The following is a 24,922-nucleotide window of genomic DNA, read 5'->3' as shown; positions in this document are numbered from 1 at the left end:
TGTTGAACGGGCTTGCGGCTTAATGGTTATGGCTAATGCAAAAAAAATCCCTCGGAAAATGCGACCGAGGGATAGAGAGAAATTGAAGTTTTTGTTATTTGCTATTAGTATAACCTGCTGTGCCGTGAAAAGTTCTCTGCTAAAAAAATAATGTCGTGCATCCCTGCTCGACGTATAATTTCACAGGTGATTAGATAAGTTTACTGTTTTTCAAACAATTTGTTGTTATACAGACATTACGGTAAATTCAGCGCGCAGGCACAGTAAAGCATCGGAAAGTTAATCTGGGCGGATAAACGACTAGTGCAATCCTTTTGTGGTAGCATTCAATCTTTCTTACTTGTGCGGAGATTTCTATTGCAAGTAATTTGGTTTGCTACGACTATAGTATACGTCATCGTAAGTAACGACGAGCTGTCGTTATCTTTCGGTGCTTTGCAAATAAAAAACGGCGGATTGTGGGAGGGAAAGGATGCTCGAATGCTACGTAGCATTCGTTTTTAAAACATGAATATTTTCGTTAAACGAATGCTGGTATATGAATAGAATGATATTCGACGCTTTTAAAATTATTCGTATGCATTTCTGTTTGCCATGGGCAGTTTGTAGCATAAGAAGTTTGATTATCTGCGTACTCACTTTGGCATAAACCAACTAAAGTAAAACAATTACTCTTTGTCAGACAGATCTTCGCACATGTAAGATAGATTTGAGTCACTGTTTGCCGATCTGTCGGGACCCTAGGATGCTTCTCAACACATGTTGGATAAGTGAGTGCTACGTAGTATTCGTTTGAAGAAATAGAATATTTCGTTAAAAGACTCTTAATATATTAGTATGATGATATTTTACACTTTTTAAAACGGATCATCTGCATTCCTGTTCGTTATGGACAGTGTTTAGAATACGACGTTTGACTTTCCGTGTAGGTAGGTTGGCATAAATCACTTGTAGTGCAACAATCAGTCTTCGTCAGACAGATATTCGCATATGTTAGATGGATTTGAGTGACTGTTCGCTAATCCGTCAGCAGCGTGTGATGCTTCATAAAATATGTCGGATAAGCGAATGCTACGTAGCATTTCTAGCGTGATTTGCTGGTAAAACCCAGCTGGGGGTATAAAAAAAGCACAAATGTTAGCGGATATTCGATTTCTGAAATATGTTAAAAACCAGTTTTTTTTCGTTTTTTTTGGATCTATTTAAAGCCCGATGGACTAATGTCCGACCTTAAGTTGATAGTCTTTGATCAAAAACTCGGCAGGAATTTTAAGTTTTTCCGAAAATTCGCGTATCATCTTCAACGATAAGGGCTGCTTATAGTTGAGCAATTTACTGATCGTACTTCTATTACCTAATTCATTTTGATTATAGTCGAACTCTTCCAACCTGATCTTAATCATTTCTATTGGATCAATAGCAGAGATTGGAAAAAGACCAGTAAGATTCCTGTCTTGCTCAAAATATTCCTAATTTCGAAGCATAACATTCATCATATATATAAATAAATGAAACAGCAAGAATCTGCACCTTTTATCGTGGATATCGTGGGAAGTTTTCTGCGTCCCGCGCGTATCAAAGAGGCTCGCAAAGAGCGGGCCGCAGGCCTGCTATCAGCAAGTGCACTACGGGATATAGAAAATGAAGAGATTATACGTTTAGTGGCACAGCAGAAGACCGCTGGTATCAAAGGTATTACCGATGGAGAATTCCGCCGTGCATATTGGCATCTTGACTTTATGGAGGGCATTGAGGGTATTGAAGGTTATGTACCCGAGCAGGGCTATAACCAGACGTTCAAGGGGGCAGCTCTACCGGCCTATGATGTGCGCATTGTAGGGCCTTTGTGGTTTCCTGCGGACCATCCCTTTATTGCGGATTTTACCTTCCTAAAAGATGCGGTAGGTAGCGAAGGTGAGTTTATCGCAAAAGCCACCATCCCCAGCCCAAGCATGGTTATCCGTCAGGAGCTGTTGGCGAAGCTTGGTTCGTCGCGCATCGATCAGATCTATCCAAATAGGGAGGTTTTCTACGATGATCTTGTGCAGACTTATCAAGATGCGATTCAGGCTTTTTATGCTGCCGGATGTCGTTATATACAGTTTGATGATACAAACTGGGCTTTTTTGATCGATGCAGAAAAGCGGAAGAGTTTGGTAGAGAAGGGGATGAATCCGGATGAAATTGCCCAGCTGTGTACGGATATTATCAACCGCGTGCTTGTCGCGAAACCGGCAGACATGGTGATCACGACGCACATCTGCCGTGGAAACCACGCTTCGGCCTGGATTTTCTCCGGTGGCTATGAGCCTATTGCCGAGCAATTGTTTGCGACAAATTACGATGGCTATTTTATGGAATATGATAGCGATCGCTCGGGTGGTTTTGAGCCGCTGGCAAAATGGCGCCCCGGTAGTGGTAAAGTGGTGTTGGGCTTGGTGACGTCTAAATTTCCGGAACTTGAAGATAAGGATGCGATTAAGGCAAAGATTGCGGAGGCTGCAGCCTATGTGCCCTTGGCTTCGCTTTGTTTAAGTCCGCAATGCGGTTTTTCTTCAACCGAGACGGGTAATAAGTTGGGTGAAGAGGACCAATGGAAGAAAATGGCGCTGATCCGCGAAATTGCGGAAGAGGTGTGGGCTGTTTAGTTATTTATTAGGGTTAGGTCTTTTTTGCGAGATCCTAACCCATATATCGGTTGACCGTGTTATTGAAATGCCGGTCTGATGATATCTATGTTACCGTCGTAGGGCGCTTTCAAAAACTCTTCTTCAGGTGCTGTCGCTGACTGGTGGAGCACGGTTTTGGCGTTGACCAGTTCCATAAAGCCGTGTATGCCGTAGCCCTTGCCTATACCGCTGTTATTTACCCCACCTCCTTTATTTGCCCCGACTTTTTCAGTCTAGTCAAAATAGTGTTTTGATGACATTGCATAGTAGCTCGTTATCATTAACTTGAAGGATATGTCCACTTTTTTCTGTTGTTATTAACTCACTCTTTTTAGATAACTGGAGAAAATCTTTGGAGAGTTTTTCCATCAACTGGCAGTATTCTGTTTTGATCGTCTGATCTTTTATATTCTTGTACCGGCTTTCGGAAGTTCCCGCGATGATGATAAGTGGCGTGTTACCGAAATCGCCGTGGCGTGATGCATCATCGAAGTTCTGCTGCTCGGACTCCACTTCCTTTAACAAACGTCGATAAGATTTATAAAAGAAATTCCTTTCTGCGTGTTGAAGACGGTGATCCATCGGAATTTCATTCGAAACGGGGAAGAAAGAAAAAAACGTTCTGTATATACCGAGATTTACTACGAAATTGACCAGCCACTTTGGTGGAATAAAACGAGATTTTAACAATTCGTCTGATGCTTCACGTAGTTGATGCGGATGGGCTGCTTCGGCAAAGACCAACCCTTTAATATCATGTAGATGGCGTGCAATGAATGGGCGCATATATATTCCGGCCATGGAATGCATAACCAAAATATAGGGTTTTGGACATTTGGTTTGTTCGAGTAAAGCTTCTAGTTCTTGAGATACGGTCTCATTACTCAGCATATCACCATTTGCCGGGCTGAAGAGTATGCCATTGCGGTCATAGGAAAGCGTAGTCGCATGTAGGGCTAAGCTATCCTGCAATTCCTGCCAAATGACGTGGCCACTACCCATTCCCGAAACAAAAACAACCGTGGCATTTCCGTTTCCTTTTTTGACGTAATGTAAAGGTTTCGAATTTACATGGGCAAATGTCCTGTTTTTGCGTATGCTACGTTCCAAACGCCACCGAGAAAATTGTTCATACCCAAATCCCGTAGTGAGCAGCACTATTAGCAGCAACGAAAACCATTTAAGCAACAACATATGCAGTTCATCTTATCTATTCTACGTAAAGATAAAGCAATCCGGTCTAAAGTCTGTTATCGGTTGGCTGAGCTGGGCGGATACTTCCATTTGCATAATAAAAACTTCGCTCTGCATAAGTTTTTCGTACCAATTGGAGATAATTTTGGATTGCATTTAATTATTATGACCAGCATATCGATTTATCTAAGTTTTCTCGGTGTTTTGGGTAGTTACAGGCAATCGCGGTTTTGGCCGCTGCCTAAAGGAACTTCCTTTTCAATGCCCTGCATACGTTATTGTACTTGGACAACACTGTTGCTCTCCTTACTACTTTTGTGTTTGGATAAAGGAGTTACTACGGGAATATTGTTTTTTTTGGCTACGCTGATGGCTATTTTTTCCACCACAATCTTCTTTTTAGCGTCGTCTAGAATTTTCAGATTAGCATTTTTATTACTCGTTCACCTACTCTGCCTAAGTGGGTTTATTCTTTCTTTTTAGTATGCCTGCAAAATCCAAATACTTGAATCGTCCCGGTCAACGCATGCTGAAGATTTCGGCGGGATTGTTTGGAGGATACCTGCTCTCCACAGCGGTTCACTTGGCCATGGCACGAATTCCGTTGATTGGTCTAAACTTGCTCGTGTCCGGTGCCTTTGTTGGTTTCTTCCTCTGGACCATACTGATGGTGCTTGCCTTTTTAGCTAAAAATGGTTGGCACGTATGGGGGATCTATTTATTATTAACCGTCGTCATGTTACTGATTGCTTTTCAGGGAGGGCCGTTATGAAACGTTTGTCCGTAAAACACTTTAATATTTTGTTCCACACCCATACCGTGAGCGGGATAGCTATTAGTGCGGTACTTTTTATTATGTTTTTTGCTGGTGCAATAGCACTCTATAAACAGGAGGTCTACCAATGGGAAGATCCAGAGGCGCGCATAAAAAAGAGTACACAACTGGATTACGAAAGGATGATGCATCGGCTCGCATCGGTGAGTAACGGCGGGATGGAGATTCACGAGTTACGGGTAATTCTACCCACTGATGCAAAGCCTATCTATACGTTTTATTTGACCGGTGAGTCGGAAGCGTACGAAACCTACACGTATAATCCACTGACCGATAGCTTGCTGGATTTGAAGGATGGCGAAGGGGCTACTGTAGGAGAGACACTTTATCGTCTTCACTTTTTGGATCAGCTACCATGGTATATCGGACGATATATTGCTGGTTTTGTCGCGTTGTTTTTTTCTTTTGCGGTCGTCACTGGGCTGCTCATCCATTGGCAGAACATTCGAAGTAAGTTTTTCGCTTTTTCCTTTCGAGATCTGCGAAAGCAGTTTTGGACAAATGCCCATACCGTGTTTGGTATTTTGGGGCTTCCTTTCCAATTGATGTATGCCATCACGGGAGCTTTCTACATGCTCAGCCTATTTATCCTTGCGCCCGCAGTCTTTGTACTGTTCGGAGGTGATCAGGGTAAATTGGTGACGATGATCTATCCGCCCGAAGCATTCCATGCACATGGTGAAGATGCCCGCCCCGCCACTAATATCCCCGTTCAGCAGCTTCTTGATGCTGTACGAGCGGATTATCCAGATGCTACTGTTTCCTATCTAGAAATCGTAAATCCAGGACATGACAATGCTGTGATGAGTATGGACCTTATTGATCCACAACGTTTCAATTCGGACGGTTTGATTATCGCCGATCTAAACACGGGGAACTACAAGCTAACGCTTTCACCCGGAGAGAAGAACTACCAACAATCACTACTACAGGGCATCAGTAAATTGCACTTCGCTACGTTTGGCGGCTGGCCGCTCAAGCTTTTCTATTTTTTGCTATCCATGATCAGCTGTTTTGTGATCATTAGCGGTGTGATGATGTGGAAGCAGGCAAGGAACAAACCTAGCTATACCGAAGGGCAGCGTCGTTTTCACCACCGAATAACCATGGCTTACCTAGCGGTTTGTTTTTCGCTTCTTCCCGCCACAGCGCTACTTTTTAATGCGGAACATTGGGTGCCAAAAGGTGCAGACCATGTTGATCGGGTAAACGCAATCTTTTTCGGGAGCTGGTTCATGTTGTCGGTGGTGTGTTATTTCATGAAGAATGAACGCGATATATTTATACGTTGCCTGGTTTTGATGGGGATATTTGCGCTACTAGTTCCGATTTCAAACGGTTGGAGAACCGGTGATTGGGGTTGGGAGATTGGCGACGCTTATCCTTATGTATCTATTGTTGATGGCTGCTGGCTTTTGGTGGGAATTATAGCTGTCTTTTGTGCTGGGTACTCCCAAAAGCAACGAGCTACTAATTTGTCTTAAATTTTGTGTCCACGCAATTTCATCGGCGAGTAGCCATAAAACTTTTTAAAGGCGATACTGAAGTTGGACATGTTTTGGTAACCGAGTCTATAGCCGATCTCCTGAATGGATAAATCGGTATCCAGAAGCTCTTGCTTTGCTTGGTGCATCTTGATTTCTTGAATGTATCCGAACACCGTTGTGCCGAACAACTCGCGAAATCCGTATTTAAGTTTTGTTTGGTTGATGCCCACAAGGCGCGATAGTTCGATGATCGTTACCGGCGAATCTATATGCTCACGTAGTAAAATCGCTGCATGATGTATACGCTCCTGATCCTCCTTGCCCAATTTGCATACTGGTTCCGACTTTTCTGCGTTGCCAGTAAGTAGCGCGATCAGTTCATAGACCTTCGATTCGAGGTATATCTTACGTGATAGCCCGTCGAGTTTACAAGCCTTTATATCGACAATGCAGTTGAACAACTTAGGATCGATGGACATACGCTGTGCAGACAACATACTGCTCCGATCTAGATGTATACTTTGAATAAAACTATCCATGAGTTTGGATTCACCAGCGTACACATCAAGCAGTCCAATGGGCAGGTGGATGTCAAAGGTGTCGTAAGTGATGTCCTTCTTAAAGTGTATTTTTGCAGCATTATCCGTCACAGAAAGGTAAACGATGTTGCAAGATTGAGCAGCAGAAGTCAATTCACGTCCATCATTATCTTGGTAATGTATGTCATGTTGCGACAGGTTGAACTGTATCTCCAACAATGCGCCGTCGCCAGCCCCATCAATGCTGGTGTGCTTGGATAGTTCATAACGCCCTTGCACAATCGACAGCTCTTCTCGCAGTTGTTGTTCGGCAAAATGTATAGGACCGTTTGGGGTAGAAAAAAGGCTGTCGCTCCAATATGAGGGCTCGTCCTTACCCACCTTAGTTGGATGGGGAATCGTGAAATCCTCGAAGTCGGTATTTCGAATTGTCTCGATCATCGCAATACTTCTTTTTGCATAATTAATACTTCCAATCCCATAAAATTATCGCTAGCAAAAGCGCTAAGTTTGGCCATTCAAAAATAGTTTATAATTAATATAAATAAAAATTTACTTGATCTCTTTTCCCTTATTCCGAATATTAGCAGCTGTTGCTTCGCTTTTGATATTGTTTTCTGGAGTTCGGGCGCAATCTGTCCAACCCGATAGTGTTGCGCTAAGCGCCGATACCGCTAGCATCGAAACAGTAAGCGTCTTGGGGCTTTCTGCGGCGCAACTTGCAGGCAGAAGGGCCTATAATATTACTGCTGTAGATGCCAAAAAATTACACAACACAACCCTTGATATTGCCCATGTGCTGGATCGGGTTCCCGGCGCGCGTTTGCGGGAGACGGGGGGAGTAGGGTCTGATTTTGATTTTTCCATTAATGGCTTTTCAGGGAAGCGCGTCAAGTTTTTCATGGACGGCGTACCTATAGACAATTTTGGCACTTCTTTCCAGATAAATAATATTCCGATTAATATCGCCGAACGTATTGAAGTATACAAGGGCGTAGTACCCATATGGCTCGGTAGTGACGCATTAGGAGGAGCAGTGAATATTATTACAGGAAATAAAAAACGCAATTTTGTGGATGTTGGGTATTCGTATGGTTCCTTTAACACACATCGCAGCAATGTCAATGCGGCGATAACCTCATCTAGTGGACTCACTTTGCAGTTGAATGCCTTTCAAAACTATTCGGATAATGATTACAAGGTAACGTTAGATGCTGCGGATATCCGCACGGGTAAATACTATCCGGATACGACGGTGCGTCGCTTTCATGACAGGTTCCATAATGAAACGATCATTACGCAGGTTGGTGTATTGGATAAGGAATGGGCCGATGAGTTGCTATTGGGCATCACATTGGGTAAAAACTACAAGGAAATACAGACCGGAGCGCGCATGGATGCCGTTTTCGGTGCTTGGCATACACGTGGTAGTATCGTGATGCCGACCCTGCGTTACCGCAAAAATGATTTATGGTTAGATGGCTTGGATGTCTCGCTGAATGCCAACTATAATATGGGTACGGAGCAGAATATAGATACGGTCTTTGCGCGTTACGGGTGGCTGGGCGACTCGATCAAGTATGCGGGAGCTGGCGGAGAACGTGCCCATCAGTTGCTGCGCTATCGCAATAACTTGGCTAACGTGGCAGGCAGTGTGAGCTATACACCCAATACGAAGCATGCTTTCGCGCTGAACAATGTTTGGAACAGTTTTGATCGAAAAGGTGGAAATATGCTTTTTCCTGAAGAGCGTCGCTACAAACTACCTCAGCAGACGTATAAAAATATACTAGGCGCCAGTTATCAATATGCGGCAAATGACAGGTGGAACAATTCGGTATTTGCCAAATATCTCTACCAAAAGGCATCGACCATCTTAATACAGACGGATGTTGCAACCCCCACCGACACTGTATACCGAGATGTGGAGGTAAATAGACACCGATTTGGTTATGGACTGGCAAGTAGCTATTTTCTACGGCAGGATCTTCAACTAAAGCTTTCCTATGAAAAAACCAACCGTATGCCCGAGTATGATGATTTCTTTGGTGATCTTATCAACGGAGAGGCCAATTGGGACGTACGTCCTGAAAGTAGCGATAATGTAAATCTGGGCATTGCCCTGAATCACAATTTTAAGGGGCGCCATCAGCTTTATGTCAACCTCACTGGCGTTTACTTCCACGCGAAGGATTACATCTTTTACACCGTGAATCAGAACAATAGGCTTGTGGCCAAGAACCTCTCGGCCGTATCCAACCTTGGAATTGAATCTGAATTTCGCTATGCTTACAAAGATCGTTTGACGCTGGGGGCCAATTTGACGTACCAGAACATACGGGATCGTCAGCGTTACCTGCCCGACCTTCCCCAAGGTATTGTGTTGGAAAGCCAGTCTTACAACGATCGTATTCCCAATATCCCTTACCTGTTTGGGAACGCGGATGCTTCGATTTTTTTCAATAATGTGTACGGACAGGGAAACCGTTTAATAGTCTCTTACAATGTGCTCTATGTGCATGATTTTTTTCTATATCCAGCGGGTAGTGCCAATCCCGCGAGCATGCGCAGTACACCGATGCAGCTTGCGCAAGATGCTAGCATCGCATATACCCTGGCTCAAGGTAAATATAACATTGCATTGGAATGTAGAAACCTTACGGATCGCCGGCTCTACGATAATTTCAGCCTGCAGAAGCCGGGTAGGGGATTCTATCTAAAAATGCGCTATTTCATCGATTACAATAAACATTAATAATAAAAGCTATGAACACGAATAAATGGATGGGCTGCTTGTTATCGGCAGCACTGATTTTTGCAGCCTGCAGTAAGAAAGATGATCAGCCCACAGAGCCGCCGGTGGAAGAAACTCCGCAAGAGGGCAGGTTTGTGGTGACGGCACTGCCCTACATGTCATACATCTTGGGTAATGGCGCAGATTTGCTCTACACGACGAACAGCTTGGATTCCGGCACGTTGGTAACAACAGGAACAGGCTTGGAACAGGATGGGGTAAACCGCAATTATGTAATTGCCAACAATAAGTTCTTTAGCCTTTTGTTCGGACAGGGAAATCCCGGATCGGTAACGGCCTATTCGATGAACGAACAGGCGCAGCTTCAAAAGCTATCGAATTTCCAAACAGAAACAATGACAGCCTTTGGAGCCGTAGGCGAGGATATCTTAATGTTTAAGAATGCTTGGGAGCCTACACAGAGTATGTCCAACTGGTATCGCGTTAACACCAATTCCTTACAGATCGCTAGTCAGGGGCAGATTAATACCAACACCTTGTCAGGCAATGGGGAGATGGCTATGTTTTCTAGTGTGAAACAGGTAGGTGATAAGGTTTTTGCGCCATTTCTTTCGATTAAAACAGCACGCTCTTTCGGCACCAGCTTTCCGGATAGCTCTTGGATCGCTGTTTACTCTTACCCAGAAATGAAATTTGAGAAGGTCATAAGAGATAATCGTACCGGAGCGATAGGTGCCTATTTTACAGATGCTATCGAAGTGGATGAGCAGGGCGATGTATATGCTATAGGCATGTCTCTAGGTACCGAAAATGGATCTAGTAATACTAAAAACTCTACGAAGCCAGTTGGAATCATGAAAATTGCAAAAGGTACCACCGAATATGATAAGAGTTACTTTTTCAATATTTCCAATGTATCGGGAAATAACTATGTATTCCGGAAACTCTATCTAGGCAAGGGAAATTTCTTGCTCATGATGTCTGATACGCATAATACCTATGCTAACAATGCCAAGAAATTTGCTATAGCGAATGTATACACCCAGTCGTTTAAATGGGTAACAGGCACTCCTGATCCTGCAACTATTTTGGGAATAACGGAGTATAGTGGTAATTATTCTCCACGAGATGGAAAAACTGGCTATGTAGGTATTATTTCATTTACGGATGAAGGATTCGTTTCTCAGGTATACAAGTTTGATACAGAAACGGCATCCGCTAAAGTTGGTCTTACCGTTGAGGGACAGAACATCATTCGATCGATTAATTGGGTTCCTGTAACAAAGTAGTACGTATAGTGTAAGTAAAGATCGTCCCTGCGCGGCATTGCCGCAAAGGGACGATCTTTATGCCTGTTTAAAACTGATAACCCAGCGTCAGCAGGAAGTTTCGCGGTGCTCCCGGAAACAGGCGCACATAGTCATATCCGCCCACCCAGTAGGTCTTGCCTGTAATGTTATTGAGGTTTGCCTGAATAAGTACCTTCTTCACCTTGTAGTAGATCGCGGCATTGGCTATAGTGTAGGCAGGAATAGTTTGTTTTCCTGAGCTACGGATCCTTAAATTGCGTTGATCGACATAGTTGATCCCGAATGCCACACCTACACCCTGGAAGAGCCCATTGCTCAGGTTGTAGCGCATCCATAGGTTGGCCGAGTTTTTCGGGGCATTGGGCTTTTGCACATCAAGGTCATAGTCGTTTGCACTTTCCAAAATCTGTGCATCATTATAGGCATAGGAAGCCACGATGCTCCAGTTGGGCAGAATACGGCCTTGCACATCCAGTTCAAAACCTGTAGATCGTTCCTTGCCGATCTGCTCAAGGCGTTCCGGATTATCGGAATCAAGGGCAGGGTATAGGGTATTCCTTTGATCAATTTTATAGACCGAGCTCGTGATATCAAGCCTATGGTCAAACCAACTGGTTTTTAAACCAACCTCTACCATATTGTTCTCCAGCGGATCAAAAGGCCCGCCTGCATTCGGATTGGCAAGTGCTGACGCCGTTTGTGGGTTATAGCCCTCTACATAGGTGGCATAGGCGTTGATCTGCTGGTTGATTTCGTAGACAACGCCCAGCCGGGGCAAGAATACCGATTGCCTTACCTGATCTTCCTCAAGCGTTTTGTAGTTCAGCAGGTCGCTGTAGCGTTCATAGCGAAGGCCTAGCAATAGCTTAAATTTTCCGGCCGTTAACTGATCTTGCAGGTACAAGGAGTTGAGGCTGTAAAATGTAGGCTGCACCGTGCTTGATGTAAAGAAATATTTCGATACATCTTGCATTTCATGGCTTTTGATCGGATCATTCAGGTCGTAGGCCGGCACATTCGGTACCGGGTTTCCCGTTTGCGGATCTAAGAGGTATAGATCCTTTTTTGTAGGGTCATAGTTCGCGATAAAGCCGGTGTTATCGCTGTTTCTATAGCCTGTGGCTGTCATTTGCGATCCACCTAGCGGCACTTTCATCTGCGCATAGTCGTAGCCTAGAATCAGGTTGTGTGCTAGCCGCTTGCCGGGTAGCCGGTAGTTTAAAAATGCCGTGGCATTGTCCATGTAGCGATAGCTTTTTCGCATCCATAGGTGCCTAAAAACCATATTGTTCAGGTCTGTTCCAGCTCCGTCTTTGGCATAGGTGTTTATAGACCGGTGTTCTAAAAGATCCTCACTGTAGCCCGTTTTCATATATGAAGCGTTAAAACTAAGCCGCTCGGAGAACCGGTGGCTTAGCGAAGCGGTCACGGTAAAGTTCTTTTCATTTAGGTAATCGTTGGTAGCGTTCATGGTGCGGCTGATGGGAGTCGAGTAGAGGTCGCCATCGGCGAACACGGCCTGTGCACGGTCCAATCGTGATTTCGAATCGTTGTAAAGCATGTCAAAATTGATGCTGGTATTTTCGTTGGGCACAAAGGAGAACGAAGGAGCGATCACGATATTTTTGTCGAAGAGCAGGTCGCGAAAGCTTTCTGCATCTTCATAGCCTAGGTTAAGGCGGTAGAGCAGGGTTTTATCCTTGGTCATGGGGCCGGTAAAGTCCGCGAATGCACGCACAGCATCAAAACTGCCCACGGAAAACTGTAGCGATTTGCGGTCTTCATCCAGTGGCTTCTTGGTCACGCGATTGATGACGCCGCCGGGGCTCGAATTGCCGAAGAGCACCGACGAGGGTCCTTTGAGCACCTCGACACGTTCGAGGTAGTTCACCATGGGCTGTTTCCAATATCCGGTAAAACTGCGCATGCCGTTGATCAATTGTGTATTCTTGTTTCCCTCAATCCTGAAACCACGGATCACCATATCATCGTAACTCGAAAAGGGGCTTACACCACTTAGGTTTTTGATAATATCACCGATGCGTACAGCACCCTGATCGGCAATAAGCTCTTTGGTGACCACCGATACAGCTTGTGGCAGCTCCTGTAGCTTGCTTTCCACCTTGCTTCCTATGAAAGAGCGGTCGGCGCGGTAGGCTTGGTCCTTTTGTCCATATATTTCGACCGATTGCAGCGCAGCCACATCTGGTTGTAGCACAATATGCAGGGATTTGGTTTTCTGCGCCGTATGGTAGTTGATCTGCTTACTGCTATAGCCCAGTGAGCTTGCTGTTATATGATGACGGCCTGGGGACATGGAGATCGAGAAATTTCCGTCTTCATCGGTCTGTATGCTGATCTTTTGATCTAGCGTGATCGTGGCATAGGAGATGGCGATGCCCTGATCGTCGGTAAGCTTACCCCTCACCCGCGTAGGGGTATCTTTGATGCGGATGGTAATGGTTCGTTCTGAAACAAGGAGGTCATCTAGTGCCGCCCCTAGGATTTCGTTTATCGCGGCACGCAGTGTTTTCCCGTTGATGGCATAGGTAGCGCGTGTCGATCCGTCGATTTCACTACCGCTGTAGCTGATGCTGACTCCGGCGGCGACCGCTAGGGCATCTAAGGCCTCGGTTTTTGTGGCGCGGCGGAGTTGCAGCGAAACAGGTTGGTCCAATATGGGCTGTTGTTGCGCATAGATGCTGATGCTAAGTAGGGAAAGCAAGACGCTTAAAAGAAGGAGCTTGGTTTTGTTGCACCGGTAAGATGGTGAATCTGAAAATGGATTCATACTTTTGTACTAATTATTTAATGATGAAAGGTTAAGTAATTCCCGGTAGGTCCCGCCAAGGTTTACCGGGTTTTTTATTGCATGTTAATGTTGGGCTGTTAGGGTGACCGTGCTATCCTGTATGCGGTAGTCAAATTTCAACGCAAAACCTACGCTGTGCAACAGCGCATTGATGGATGGATCGTGGAAGCGACCGGTAAATGTCTTTTTGGCCAGCTGCCGGTCGGCGAGCTTAATGGATACGCCATACCACTCTTCCAGTTGGGGAATCATATCGCCCAGCGGCATATCCTCAAATCGCAGCTCGTCTTTTGTCCAAGCGGTATAGCTTTCTGCAGAGACCCGCTGTTTGGACAGTTTAGTTGCTACACCGAGCTCGGCACGTTCATCGGGCATTACAATTTCCGTTTGTCCTGTGGCTAGGTCGCGATAGGCCACCTTTCCGGTAAGCACGGTCAGGCTCTGTTGCTGATTGCGGCTTTGCAGGTTAAAGGATGTACCCAAAACTTTGGTTTCCGTGCGGTCTCCTGTGATGGTAAACGGATGTTCGGGATCTTTCTGTACCTCAAAAAAAGCTTCACCCAATAGCTGTACATGCCTGCCGTCGGCAAAGGTTTTGCTGTAGGTGAGGGTCGATTGCGGCTTGAGGTACACCAGCGAGCTATCGGGCAGCAGCACTTTGGCGCGCTGACCCTTGGCCGTTGTGACGGTCAGCATCTCTTGTGCCGTGTCTGCCGCTTGGTAGCGGATGGCGACGAAGGTCAGGCAGCACAGTAGCAGGGCGGCGGCAGCGATCTTATAGGTTAGGGTGCTATGCCTACCGATGGTGTTGGCCTTTACTTTTTTCCAGATGGATTTTTTCTGGGATGCACTCGTCAGTACCTGGTATTCGGCATAGTCTTCCATGTCGAGCCAGTTTTCTACTTCGCGTTTTTGCGCTTCGGTACACTCGCCCCTGTAGTAGGCATCCAAAAGTTTACGGTCAAATTCCATGTTCCTATTGTATTCCCTTTTTGGAATAACAAGGATATACGGAACAAGGCGTTCGATTTTCTAAAGCAAAAACAAAAAAGTTGATTTTATTTTTTTAATGGCTTTGTACAAGTGGTATTCAACGGACTTCTTGCCCAGCTTAAGCGTTTGGGCGATGGTCTTTACCTCGGCTCCTTGAAGCTGGCTCATTTCAAAAACTAGCTTTGTTTTTTCAGGTAATTCGGCCAAGGCATTTTTAAGTTTGGCCTGCGCTTCTGCATAAAGAATATCCGCTTCGGTTGTGTTCGATGTGAATGCGCTTGAGGCGTCTCCTTGCATCTGATGTAGTTTCTCTCGGCGTGAGGCTTGCTGCTTGACATAGCTTAAGGCTTCAAGCTTTGCACAACGAAAAAGGAAATGGGCGAGCAGTTCCTTCTCTTGCAGCATATCGCGCTTCTGCCAAGTTATCGTGAAAACATTTTGTGTCAGATCTTCGGCTGCAGCTTTCTCATTCGTGTAATAATGGCAAATACGATAAACTTCGGACCAATACTGATCGAATAGGACGGTGAATTCACGTTCGGTAAGTTGATATATTTCCTGACTTGATGGCAAGGTTGTCATGACGAGGGCAAAAGTACATCTTAATTAGACTGATTCAAAATAATTTTATTTCTGAAGCTAATGCCCTTGCAGAAGACGTGGAGCGATACGAAATTGCTTGATGGGGAAATTGTCTGGGTTCCTACCCTCAATTCCATATGCTCCAGCCCCGTATTGTCAGGTCGGTGTAAAAACGCCCCTCTTGCGATGATTTATTCCCTCTTGCGATGATTTATTCCCTTTGGCGGATGTTTTATTCCCAATAACAGACCTCCTGTTTCGTAAGATTAGCTATTTTTGGAAACGGTTCTTTATTTAGAAAGATTCTTAATAGATAGTTTTGTTCTCGCTCATCGTGATTGCGCTTCTATTGGCAGATGCGCGTAGGGTTTAAGTCACGTGTCTGATGATACTGCTCCTAGCAAGCTGTTTATGAGAATGTTAAGCATAATAGAGCTGGAACTCATAGATCGTTTAATCGTAAAATAAAAAGATATGCCCAAAGTACCCAAATGGATGGCCGACGCCATGCAATCGCTCTTTAGCGGGATGTATCATCCCGTGCGGGTAACACAGATAGAAGATGTGGCGGTAGGCTTGCGCAGCGTACGTTTCGAGGGAAGTTTCGCCAATATGAAAAAGGATTTTATTCCCGGAAATGTTATCGAGTTCCGGATCAGCGATACGGAGTTCAGGCATTACACGCCTTCGTATTTCAGTCGGGAGAAGGGCATTTGCGAGGTGTTCTTCTATCTGCACGATAAGGGACCAGGAAGCCGTTGGGTCGAAGGCCTTCGGGAAGGCGATACGCTGGATCTCTTGGGGCCGGGCGGTAAAATAAAGTATGATCTATCTTGCCGCACGCACCTTGCCTTTGGCGATGAAACATCGCTGGGTCTGCTTCGGTGTATCTCTAGCGAGGCGGAAAATAGGGGTGATCGCTTTGTGGGAATTGCTGAGCTGGATGATGGACATGCCCATTGGCCGCAGTTGCTCGGGCTAAAGGCTTCTTCTGTTTGCCTTAGCGGCGGAAAAGCAGGTGTCGATGCCATAGGCAAGTTGCAAGAGCTCTTGGAAGCAGGAATGGATAGTGAGCGGACGGCAGTTTATTTGACCGGAAACGCTCGCTCGATTTTATCGCTGCGGAAATTCCTTTTGGAGCATGGTTTTAGCCGCCGACAGGTGCATACTGAACCTTACTGGGCGGAAGGGAAGCCGGGGCTTTAAGAACTATGCAGGTAACGATAGGTGTTCAACAGAAATAATATATACGCACATTTCCCGTCCTCCAGCAAGTCGGATTACCATCGAAGGATTGCAAAGCTCCTCAAACCGAGCGGAGTGCTGATCTTTGGGATATTCAGCAAAAACACCTGATAGGTCATTTGCTGACAGGATCGCAGGATGGGAAATTCAGCGAATGCCTTTAAACGATACAAAATAAATGAATAATACATTGCAGTTGAGCCATGTGCTCTATAGGGTACAAGATCTTCATCAATCGGTTAAGAGCTTGCAGGATGCGGGATTTATAGTGGAGTATGGTACTGATCCACGAAAAGCATACAATGCACTTATATGGTTTGAGAAGGGTGTTTTTATTGAGATTTATCAAAATTCGGGTCTTCCTGCGCCAGTAAAATGGTTTATGAAAACATTCGGCTACGCTCCAATTTTGGATCGGATGAATAAATGGGAACAGGTGGAAAATGGTTGGTGCGAATGGTCCTTGGAATCGACAGTGGACAATCTCGCTGCTGAAAAGATTTTCCTGAAGGAAAGTGGCGTTGGATTCAAGTTTCACCGAGCAAAACGAAAGGATACCAAAGGGCAAACGCTACGCTGGGATCTGTTGATACCTAATGATATCGTATTTCCGTTTTTGATGTCGGCCTACGTCCCCAATCCGAGGCCTCAGCACATTCGGCATCCGAATGGCGTTTCCGCTGTCTCAGCGCTCCATATTGGTAGCGATGGCCTCGATATGAAACTTCTGGAACTATTGCTCGGCGATATGGTGGGTTTGCGATTCGTTGCTGGAAAAGGTCTGCAGCATGTCGAACTTGAGGGCGGTATGCTTGACCTTCGTGAAATTTTGAAGTAGGGATATCTTCTCTTAGTTAGCTAGACCCAAAACTACTTAACTAAATGTCCATTTTTTTGTTGCAATTCCAGAAACCGATTTTCCATTTAAGTTGATTGATAAAAGGTGGGTTTACGTACGTTTCTACCTGTGGTACATTGCGCTGCACGACTACCAAAAGTGGAGAGAATCGGATGATATGCCGGCAGGTCGAAAATGAAATTAAACGTTACATCATCAATAGCATGATAGTCAGTGTTTGTAATAAATTAAAAGCGGCTACACCTCCGATGTATCCGCTTTGGCAAAACAAAAAACAATGACTTATCCCCAAACTTCTTGTACAATTTCCCGGATAAGGCAAAGTTTTTTCCACTGATCTTCTTCGGTAAGAATATTACCTTCTTCAGTTGAGGCAAAACCACACTGTGGACTAAGGCTCAATCGCTCTAAAGGTACGTATCGTGCGGCTTCCCTGATCCGTGCTATGATAACATCCTTATTTTCCAATACTGGACTTTTGCTGGTTATGAGTCCGAGAACCACATTTTTTCCTTCAGGCACAAAACGCAGTGGCTCAAAATCTCCCGAACGCTCATCGTCGAATTCCAGATAAAAATTTTCTACATTTTCCCCTGCAAACAACGTGGAAGCTACGGCCTCATAGCCTCCCGATGTGGCCCAAGTAGAATGATAATTGCCCCGGCACACGTGTGTAGAAATCCTTAAATCTTTCGGCAGTTCTTTTAATGCTTCATTGTTCAGGCGCAGATAGAGTTCTTTAAGCTCATTAGGATCATAGTTATCACCGGCCATGTTTTTCCAGAAGTTGACATCGCAGAGCATTCCCCACGTGCAGTCGTCAAGTTTTAAGTCGCGGCACCCCAAAGCATACAACGCAAGTATGGCATCATGGTAAGCCTTGGATATATCCCTGTAAAGATCCTCTCGGTTGGGGTAAAACTCATTCACCCGTTCTTCATTGCTCTCGCGCACCAGTTCTGCATAGAACTGCGCAGGTGCTGGTATACTTTGCCTTGGGATGACATCTTTTCCAGCGACTTCTTTCAAAAATTTAAAAGACGCGAGCATCGGGTGTGATTCGTTAAATCTGAGTTTGCCATTTAGGCGTGCAGAATCGTTACGAGTCTCCTCACCATGAAACATATAGCCCCGTGGCATTAGATTGTGCTCTACACCTTCAAATCCCCAAAAGAAATCAAGGTGCCAGTAGCTCTGCCTGAACTCGCCATCACTGACTGCGGATAGCCCGGCTTCCTTCTGTTTTTGAACTATCCTTCTAATCTCGTCATTTTCCACTTCTGTAAGCGCCTGACGGCTTAGATTTCCTCTTTCAAACGCAATACGGGCATTTTTGAGAGCTTCAGGTCTCAAAAAACTACCTACGGTATCGATCTTAGCTGTGTTTACTGTATACATAATTCTATCTTTTTACAAAAATACTTAAATAGTATTTTTGTTCTGAGTAAATAGTTAAATGCAGTTAATAAATCTTTTTAGTATGTTTTTTTTGGTTTTTAATTCTTTTTTAATGTTTTTTTAATGACTGCCGGAGATAAATTATCTTAGCGCTTGTTAACGCGATGGTGTTTATACTATCAAATGAAGAAGTCTGTTTTCGGGGAAGATTACATATATACCAGAAAAAGTTCGTAGATAAACATCTTGCAGCGATTGTCGTGTTTGAATACATAGAGGTTTGGTATAACAGAAAAAAATACACTCAGCATTGGGATTTATGTCTCCTGAATAGTTTAGAAGAAAACTGAATGAACAAAATATTGCAGCTTAACTAAATGTCCATTTTTTTGTTGCAATTCCAGTGATCTCCAATGGTAATACCGAGAAAAGGATTACCGTTATAAATTGTTCTGATCCTTGCATGGTTGATGTTTATTTGAAAGAATAATGCTATTTTTATTTCATGTTTGTTATTGATCTGATACCAGTAATTCTAGTTGCGCTTACCTTCCTTGGATGTCTTGCGTGGTTGCTATCGCCACCGAAAGAAATTTCACCATATGCAGGATATCGGACAAAGCGATCGATGAGTTCGAAAAGAAACTGGATTGTAGCAAACCGATTTGCATCAAGGATTTTTTTTCCTTTTATCGCGGCCGCTACTGCATACACTCTATGGAAGTACTTTCGAAACGAGGAAGATGATCCAGCAATAGTGTTGATGCTTATCATTGGCGGTTTTGCTACCACATATTTTCTTACCGAAAGAAAGCTTAAGCGATTGTAGTGGGCTGAATTGCTCATTCCTCCACCTCTTCTCTCTCCAGTGCTATATCCCGAACGCCGATAAAAACTTCTATAGGCTCGCATTCTAGCGCAGTTATAATCTCTTGTCTTCATTTTCTTAGTATTAGCCCCACAATCCCCAAGAGCACAGTCCTAAACGAGAGAAGTTCGAACCCTGCGGGTTCTCATCCCTTGGCGATTGCCAAAAATATTAAAAGTCCAACTTTTGTTGAACTTTTATTAAGTCTTTGCGGAGAGGGCGGGATATGTTTAGGGATCATACCGAATTCTTGGGGGGATAAAATTTAAGCATATAATTTCATTACCCTGTACAGGAAGAATTTTGTATCCCTGACTCCGCGGAATATACTCCTAAAGGCTTTAAGTTTTGCATTGAAGGATTCGGCTGAAGCATTTGTACTATTATTGTCGAAGTAGTGAAGGATATCTGTGTGGTGTGCTGCAATTGACCGAGCGACACTCTCAAAAGATGCAATACCGGAGTTTTCTACCTGATTGTGCCACAGGCCAAGCTTGGTAAAAGCTACCGTCTTATCCTTGCATTTGTTGAAGATATCTCCCAGTGCCATCGCCAAATCATACGCTTTCTTTAACAGGGGAAAACGTACAAATAAGATTTCCGCACGATGCTTTTGGCTTTCTGTCCATTTGGAAGGATGTTTGAACAGCAGGTATCTTGATCTTGCCAGTAGCTGTTTGATGGTATCGCCATTGGACAGCAGCTCAGGGTCGTAGGGAATACCTTTCTTACGTGCACTGGCGATCTTCTTACTTTCTTCATCCAGCACCTCCCAACGGTACCTTATACGCAGTTCCTGAACGGCATCATAAACCAGTTTCTGCACATGGAACCTATCGATGACCCTTCTGGCATTCCCAAAACACCGGCGGATTGCCTTTGCCATATTGGGAGCCATATCCATCGTTACCTCACGAACTTTATTTCTCAACCTGAGCGGGATACGTTCCAGTACAGCGATGATATCTTCTGCCTTTGTTCCCTTAATGCTGGCCAGGATGGTGCCTTTTCTTCCCTTGGAGGCTTTGCTGCCCACAACGGTATAGAGTTCGCCATTGCTAAAACTGGTCTCATCGATACTCAGCCGCTCGGAGATATTTGCCGGAAATACCGTCCAGTACTCGGCGTGGTGTTTCTGATCCCAATCATGAAAGTCGCTCAGATGGTTCCTGTACTGATCCTGCAGCTGCTTACCATCCAGCTGAAAGAGAAGTCCCAAAAGATGCGCACTGATGGGATGGTTATCCAAATATCCCCTTTAAAAAAAGCCCGAATTCCGTAGTCATCCGAGCACCTTCATGAACGAGGTTCCAATCCCTGGTAATGATCTCCCGTGTATCCAGCACGGTCCAACGTCTACGTCTGATATGTAGGGTGACTTTTTGGCCCCGGATGGGAAAGTCCTTGATCTGGGAAACCGGCATAAAGCCTTTGGATTCCAGCTTACTGTTTTCATAGCCTGAGGGGGCAATGTTTCTTTCATCAAGATAGATGTGAAGTTCTCCATCAACCTTGGAACCATCAATAATATCAAAATAATCTAAAAGCCCTTCGGGCATCAATAAAGACAGTAATTTACGTTCAGCGTCTTGCAAGGTAATCTATTTTAAGAGCGCTAAGCTAAGAATTAATTCTATGCCCCCCAAAGATTCTGCTTGATCCATGTTTAGCCCCACATCCCCAAGCACAGCCCTAAACGAGAGAAGTTCGAACCCTGCGGGTTCTCATCCCTTGGCGGTTGCTAAAAATAACAAAAGTCCAACTTTCGTTGAACTTTTATTAAGTCTTTGCGGAGAGGGCGGGATATGTTTAGCCCCACATCCCCAAGCACAGCCCTAAACGAGAGAAGTTCGAACCCTGCGGGTTCTCATCCCTTGGCGATTGCCAAAAATAATAAAAGTCCAACTTTCGTTGAACTTTTATTAGGTCTTTGCGGAGAGGGCGGGATTTGAACTGTTGTAACTAACTTGTTTTTAGTTAGTTATTTAAGTATTTCTAAAAAACCATTGCCACAAAACTGCCACAAACATTATGATGTTATTTGAAAATTTTACGATTTTACTCGACAAAAACATCAAAATTTTAGCTTGCTAATTTCTGATTTTGAAAAGAACGATTTTGATCAGATTGAGTACTAAATTAGTGAAAAAATAGGTTTCATGAAAGCTTAGTTGTAAGAAAAATCCGCTCTTAGCTAAGTTAAATGCCGGTTGAAAGATTGCTGGAATTTGTCTGTAGTATATTGAGGACTTTTATTAAGTAGCATTAAAATTGGTTACTTTATATAGCTAGTGCTCTCTATGTAATTATTGTTATACGGTGCTTGACTAATTTGTAAATTTTTGGTTAACAATATCTTTTTGGGGGGCGATAGCGACATTGATTTAATGTAAGCTGCAAAAACCTTATTGAATTTTTACACTGATCCACAGACCTACAATTTGACTTCCATCCAATCCGTTTGGTTTTAACAATATTTTTATTGTTAAATTTTGACAATAAAAATATTGTTACTATTTTTGACAATAGTATTTTTGTTAAAAGATAACTACAAAGTAAGTATATAAAACAAGATTGTAAGCATGGCAGAAACTACCTTATATAATCCGGCGACCTTAAATAGGCAAGATTTGATTTCAAATTTTGTAGTTCGCACGAAGATTTTTGAGCGTATCTTTAGTGATATTAAGGATAGTGATATGCGCCATCCAGAAAAGCATTTTTTGATACAAGGACAGCGCGGGATGGGAAAAACCACTTTGCTTCTTCGATTAAAATATGAAGTAGAGCGCGAAGATTCGCTTAGGGAATGGGTGATACCTGTTTTTTTTAATGAGGAAAGTTATGATGTCAATAGCCTTTCAAGCTTTTGGGAAAAGTTGTTAAAGTACCTCGATGATTATTTTGATACGGATGGAGAATTTTATGAGTACACCGAAAAGTTTGTCGACTCAGAAGATTATGAAAGATTATGCTTTGATTTTTTAATAGAAAAGCTACGCGAACGAAGTAAAAAGCTCATCATCTTCTTTGATAATTTTGGTGAACTTTTTCTGGATAACCTTCGGGACAAAGAAAAGCGGCGATTGCGCGAGATATTGATTGACTGTAATGATGTTAGGATTGTCGCAGCTTCGGCAGTGGTTATAAATGATTTTCACGATTACAGCGAACCATTTTTTCAATATTTTCAAATTATTTATCTAGAAGGATTAAATAAAGAGGAGACCTACGAGCTTATAACCAAACTACAGCAAGACTGTAATAGTGAAAGACAAATTGATATAAAAAAGCACAAAGCGAAAATTGATACACTGACTGTTTTGACAGGAGGGGTAATTAGAACCATTATGATGCTTTATCAAGTACTTTTGGATGACCCTAACGGCAAAGCTCTCGAAGATTTGGAAAAGGTACTTGATAAAGTAACGCCACTTTTTAAGCATCGAATCGAAGATCTTCCGCTACAACAGCGTAGGATAGTCGATGTAATAGCAAAGAAATGGGATGCCGTAAGCGCAAAGGAAATAGCTTTAGAAATTCGGGAAGATGGTCGGAAAATGCAAACTAAACTAGTTTCTGCCCAATTAGCCCAATTGGAACGTAATAATGTAATCGAGAAAAAAGGGACTACTACAAAAAATCATCTTTACCAATTACGGGAACGCTTTTTTAATATTTGGTATTTAATGCGTAATGGCGATCGTAGAGATAGAAAAAGAGTTGCGTGGTTAACTAAGTTCTTAGAGGTGTGGTATGATGATGATGATAGTTTCGACGCTTTTATTCGTAACCATATTCAATCTCTTCGGTCGGGGAAATTCATTCCCTCTTCGGCTTTGCTGATCGCTGAAGCACTAGTCAACTCAGACAAGATTGATCTTAAGAAATTAGATGGCATTATTGAAGAAACTTCAGCAATATTGAAAAATGGTGAGGGAGGCTATTTACCTAATCTATTTAATAACAAGAAAATGGCAGTTGCTCATCGTAAATTTGATACGGGTGATATTGCGCAAGCTATTGAGGTTCTAAATAGTATCAAAAATCCAGTAAACCTAACATACCTCGTGCTAGCTTACTACTATTTGACGAATAAACAGAGCTCAGAAGCAAGTTCCGTTATAAAAAGAGTTAAAAGAATCAAAATTGATGAGTTGAACTTCTACAAATTCTTATGCTTTGAAGTTGGTCAGTATGATGAGTTACTTAAACAAGTTGATAAAGTAAAAGGAATAGAGGCTCTTGATCGTAGTTTTATCAGAGGAGAAGTTTACCTTAAAAAAGGCGAGTATGAGCGTGCAAAAGCTGAGCTGGTTAGTGCACTTTCATCTAGTAACGAAGAAGTGAAGTTCGCTATTCTTGAGCTGTTAAAGGAGACTTCCGATGTTGACGCAGTAGTTAGTGAAGCTCGTAGAAAATTTGATTTGGGTGATTTGAAGGCTGAAGATCTCGTCGATCTCATTGTTTTTATTCAAGATTATTACGATGTAGATATTGAATTAAATTCAGAAGCCTCTACGCTTCTGACATTCGTTACGGAAAGATCAGCGAGATTTTTTTATTGGTCAGCCGTAGTAAAACAAACGGAAGCATCATTTGACGATAGTAGCATGATTGATACTTCGAAGATGAATGACGTTATTGAGCAGTTTGAAATCGCTGTACAACTCTTTGAAAAGGAAGCCGATGAGACTTATCGTTATGAAAAAGCATTGTCAAGCTTGTTGCTTTATTATATCATAATGACATTTGAAAAAGATAAAGCAAATCAAATCTACAACAAATTGGTTGATCTGGATCCAGAAACAGCCTGGATGTCCTATGGGGTAATTATTGATATATGGAATGATAGGTATGATTCTGTTTTGGATACAATCTTACAGTCTCAGTTGACTGATGCCAAAGATGGGAATGTTATGGTTTTAAGCCATGTACTACTGATGTTACTTGCAAAAAAGCAGTATCATACTGTATACAGCATTTTTAAAAGTGAGCAGGGTTTGGAAAACCTCGTTAAGCCCATATACTATGCTCTTATGACGTTTTTAAAAGATGAGATGCCTAATGAAATTGTAAAAATGGGTACTGAGTTGGTTACCCCTGTAGAAGAAATCTTACAAAAAATCAAACAGTTTGAAATTGATTATAAATAAAATAATAATGAGATATAATTGCTTTTTCATAGCTAAAAAAAATAGTATTTTTGAGCTATGGATTTACTCAGGATTTACTCACTTAACCGATAAAAATATGTAGGAGATCAATACAACAGGAGATGATATGAAAAAGCTAAGTGCGGGAACACTTAGCCTTAAAAAAATAATATCATCCAGAGCTCGAAAGCTGCGGATAAGTGTTACTGTAGTTTATTAA

The 24,922-nt window shown here is 43.2% G+C and carries 18 protein-coding genes; 9 read left to right on the top strand and 9 right to left on the bottom strand.

Features of this window, described 5'->3' with window-relative positions; all coding sequences use genetic code 11:
• Nucleotides 1-1,217: 1,217 nt before the first annotated feature.
• Nucleotides 1,218-1,403 (bottom strand): hypothetical protein, encoded by a 186-nt coding sequence (locus SCB77_RS03520; protein WP_320185042.1) that lies wholly within the window; start codon nt 1,401-1,403, stop codon nt 1,218-1,220.
• 105 nt (nt 1,404-1,508) lie between these two features.
• Between SCB77_RS03520 and SCB77_RS03515 the strand changes: the two genes are divergently transcribed.
• Nucleotides 1,509-2,648, top strand: coding sequence for a 5-methyltetrahydropteroyltriglutamate--homocysteine S-methyltransferase (locus SCB77_RS03515; RefSeq protein ID WP_320185041.1), 1,140 nt, complete (start codon nt 1,509-1,511; stop codon nt 2,646-2,648).
• Between the two features lie 258 nt (nt 2,649-2,906).
• Here SCB77_RS03515 and SCB77_RS03510 read toward each other — a convergent pair whose 3' ends face one another.
• Nucleotides 2,907-3,863: an alpha/beta hydrolase gene (locus SCB77_RS03510; protein ID WP_320185040.1), complete on the bottom strand. Its 957-nt coding sequence runs from the start codon at nt 3,861-3,863 to the stop codon at nt 2,907-2,909.
• Nucleotides 3,864-4,368: 505 nt separating this feature from the next.
• Between SCB77_RS03510 and SCB77_RS03505 the strand changes: the two genes are divergently transcribed.
• Both SCB77_RS03505 and SCB77_RS03500 read left to right on the top strand, forming a co-directional pair.
• The gene (locus SCB77_RS03505; RefSeq protein ID WP_320185039.1) at nt 4,369-4,635 is read left to right on the top strand and encodes a hypothetical protein; all 267 of its coding nucleotides are present in this window, start codon (nt 4,369-4,371) and stop codon (nt 4,633-4,635) included.
• Nucleotides 4,632-6,182: a PepSY-associated TM helix domain-containing protein gene (locus tag SCB77_RS03500; RefSeq protein WP_320185038.1), complete on the top strand. Its 1,551-nt coding sequence runs from the start codon at nt 4,632-4,634 to the stop codon at nt 6,180-6,182. The genes SCB77_RS03505 and SCB77_RS03500 overlap by 4 nt, the downstream gene beginning before the upstream one ends.
• Here SCB77_RS03500 and SCB77_RS03495 read toward each other — a convergent pair.
• Nucleotides 6,179-7,165: a helix-turn-helix domain-containing protein gene (locus SCB77_RS03495; RefSeq protein ID WP_320185037.1), complete on the bottom strand. Its 987-nt coding sequence runs from the start codon at nt 7,163-7,165 to the stop codon at nt 6,179-6,181. The genes SCB77_RS03500 and SCB77_RS03495 overlap by 4 nt on opposite strands.
• Nucleotides 7,166-7,280: 115 nt before the next feature.
• Between SCB77_RS03495 and SCB77_RS03490 the strand changes: the two genes are divergently transcribed.
• Nucleotides 7,281-9,479, top strand: a complete 2,199-nt coding sequence (locus tag SCB77_RS03490) for a TonB-dependent receptor (protein ID WP_320185036.1) — start codon at nt 7,281-7,283, stop codon at nt 9,477-9,479.
• Between the two features lie 11 nt (nt 9,480-9,490).
• Nucleotides 9,491-10,768 (top strand): DUF4374 domain-containing protein, encoded by a 1,278-nt coding sequence (locus tag SCB77_RS03485; protein WP_320185035.1) that lies wholly within the window; start codon nt 9,491-9,493, stop codon nt 10,766-10,768.
• A 67-nt stretch (nt 10,769-10,835) separates the two neighbouring features.
• Here SCB77_RS03485 and SCB77_RS03480 read toward each other — a convergent pair whose 3' ends face one another.
• The 3 genes from SCB77_RS03480 to SCB77_RS03470 form a co-directional block, all read right to left on the bottom strand.
• Nucleotides 10,836-13,580, bottom strand: coding sequence for a TonB-dependent receptor (locus tag SCB77_RS03480; protein WP_320185034.1), 2,745 nt, complete (start codon nt 13,578-13,580; stop codon nt 10,836-10,838).
• Nucleotides 13,581-13,664: 84 nt separating this feature from the next.
• The gene (locus SCB77_RS03475; protein WP_320185033.1) at nt 13,665-14,573 is read right to left on the bottom strand and encodes a FecR family protein; all 909 of its coding nucleotides are present in this window, start codon (nt 14,571-14,573) and stop codon (nt 13,665-13,667) included.
• 60 nt (nt 14,574-14,633) lie between these two features.
• Nucleotides 14,634-15,176 carry a sigma-70 family RNA polymerase sigma factor gene (locus SCB77_RS03470; protein ID WP_320185032.1) on the bottom strand — a complete coding sequence of 181 codons (543 nt, stop codon included), beginning with the start codon at nt 15,174-15,176 and terminating at the stop codon, nt 14,634-14,636.
• A 474-nt stretch (nt 15,177-15,650) separates the two neighbouring features.
• On the opposite strand from SCB77_RS03470, the gene SCB77_RS03465 reads away from it, so the two are divergent.
• Nucleotides 15,651-16,382: a siderophore-interacting protein gene (locus tag SCB77_RS03465; RefSeq protein WP_320185031.1), complete on the top strand. Its 732-nt coding sequence runs from the start codon at nt 15,651-15,653 to the stop codon at nt 16,380-16,382.
• A 217-nt stretch (nt 16,383-16,599) separates the two neighbouring features.
• Nucleotides 16,600-17,259: a VOC family protein gene (locus SCB77_RS03460; RefSeq protein WP_320185030.1), complete on the top strand. Its 660-nt coding sequence runs from the start codon at nt 16,600-16,602 to the stop codon at nt 17,257-17,259.
• 303 nt (nt 17,260-17,562) lie between these two features.
• Here the strand turns inward: SCB77_RS03460 and SCB77_RS03455 are convergent, their stop codons facing one another.
• Nucleotides 17,563-18,678: a 5-methyltetrahydropteroyltriglutamate--homocysteine S-methyltransferase gene (locus tag SCB77_RS03455; RefSeq protein ID WP_320185029.1), complete on the bottom strand. Its 1,116-nt coding sequence runs from the start codon at nt 18,676-18,678 to the stop codon at nt 17,563-17,565.
• Between the two features lie 505 nt (nt 18,679-19,183).
• Here SCB77_RS03455 and SCB77_RS23140 point away from each other — a divergent pair.
• Nucleotides 19,184-19,507 carry an SdpI family protein gene (locus SCB77_RS23140; RefSeq protein WP_407028956.1) on the top strand — a complete coding sequence of 108 codons (324 nt, stop codon included), beginning with the start codon at nt 19,184-19,186 and terminating at the stop codon, nt 19,505-19,507.
• Nucleotides 19,508-19,811: 304 nt separating this feature from the next.
• Here the strand turns inward: SCB77_RS23140 and SCB77_RS03450 are convergent, their stop codons facing one another.
• Both SCB77_RS03450 and SCB77_RS03445 read right to left on the bottom strand, forming a co-directional pair.
• Complete coding sequence (locus SCB77_RS03450) at nt 19,812-20,795, bottom strand: ISAon1 family transposase (protein WP_407028955.1); 984 nt, start codon at nt 20,793-20,795, stop codon at nt 19,812-19,814.
• A complete protein-coding gene (locus SCB77_RS03445; protein WP_320184445.1) occupies nt 20,788-21,141 on the bottom strand; it encodes an ISAon1 family transposase N-terminal region protein in 354 nt (117 codons plus the stop codon). Before SCB77_RS03445 ends, SCB77_RS03450 begins: the two co-directional genes overlap by 8 nt.
• 987 nt (nt 21,142-22,128) lie before the next feature.
• On the opposite strand from SCB77_RS03445, the gene SCB77_RS03440 reads away from it, so the two are divergent.
• Nucleotides 22,129-24,702, top strand: a complete 2,574-nt coding sequence (locus tag SCB77_RS03440; protein ID WP_320185028.1) for a winged-helix domain-containing protein — start codon at nt 22,129-22,131, stop codon at nt 24,700-24,702.
• Nucleotides 24,703-24,922 lie beyond the last annotated feature (220 nt).

This window comes from Sphingobacterium bambusae (assembly GCF_033955345.1).
In the GTDB taxonomy this organism is placed as follows: Bacteria; Bacteroidota; Bacteroidia; order Sphingobacteriales; family Sphingobacteriaceae; genus Sphingobacterium; species Sphingobacterium bambusae.
Note: the sequence above shows the minus strand (reverse complement) of the source record. Positions and strands in the feature narration are given on the sequence as shown.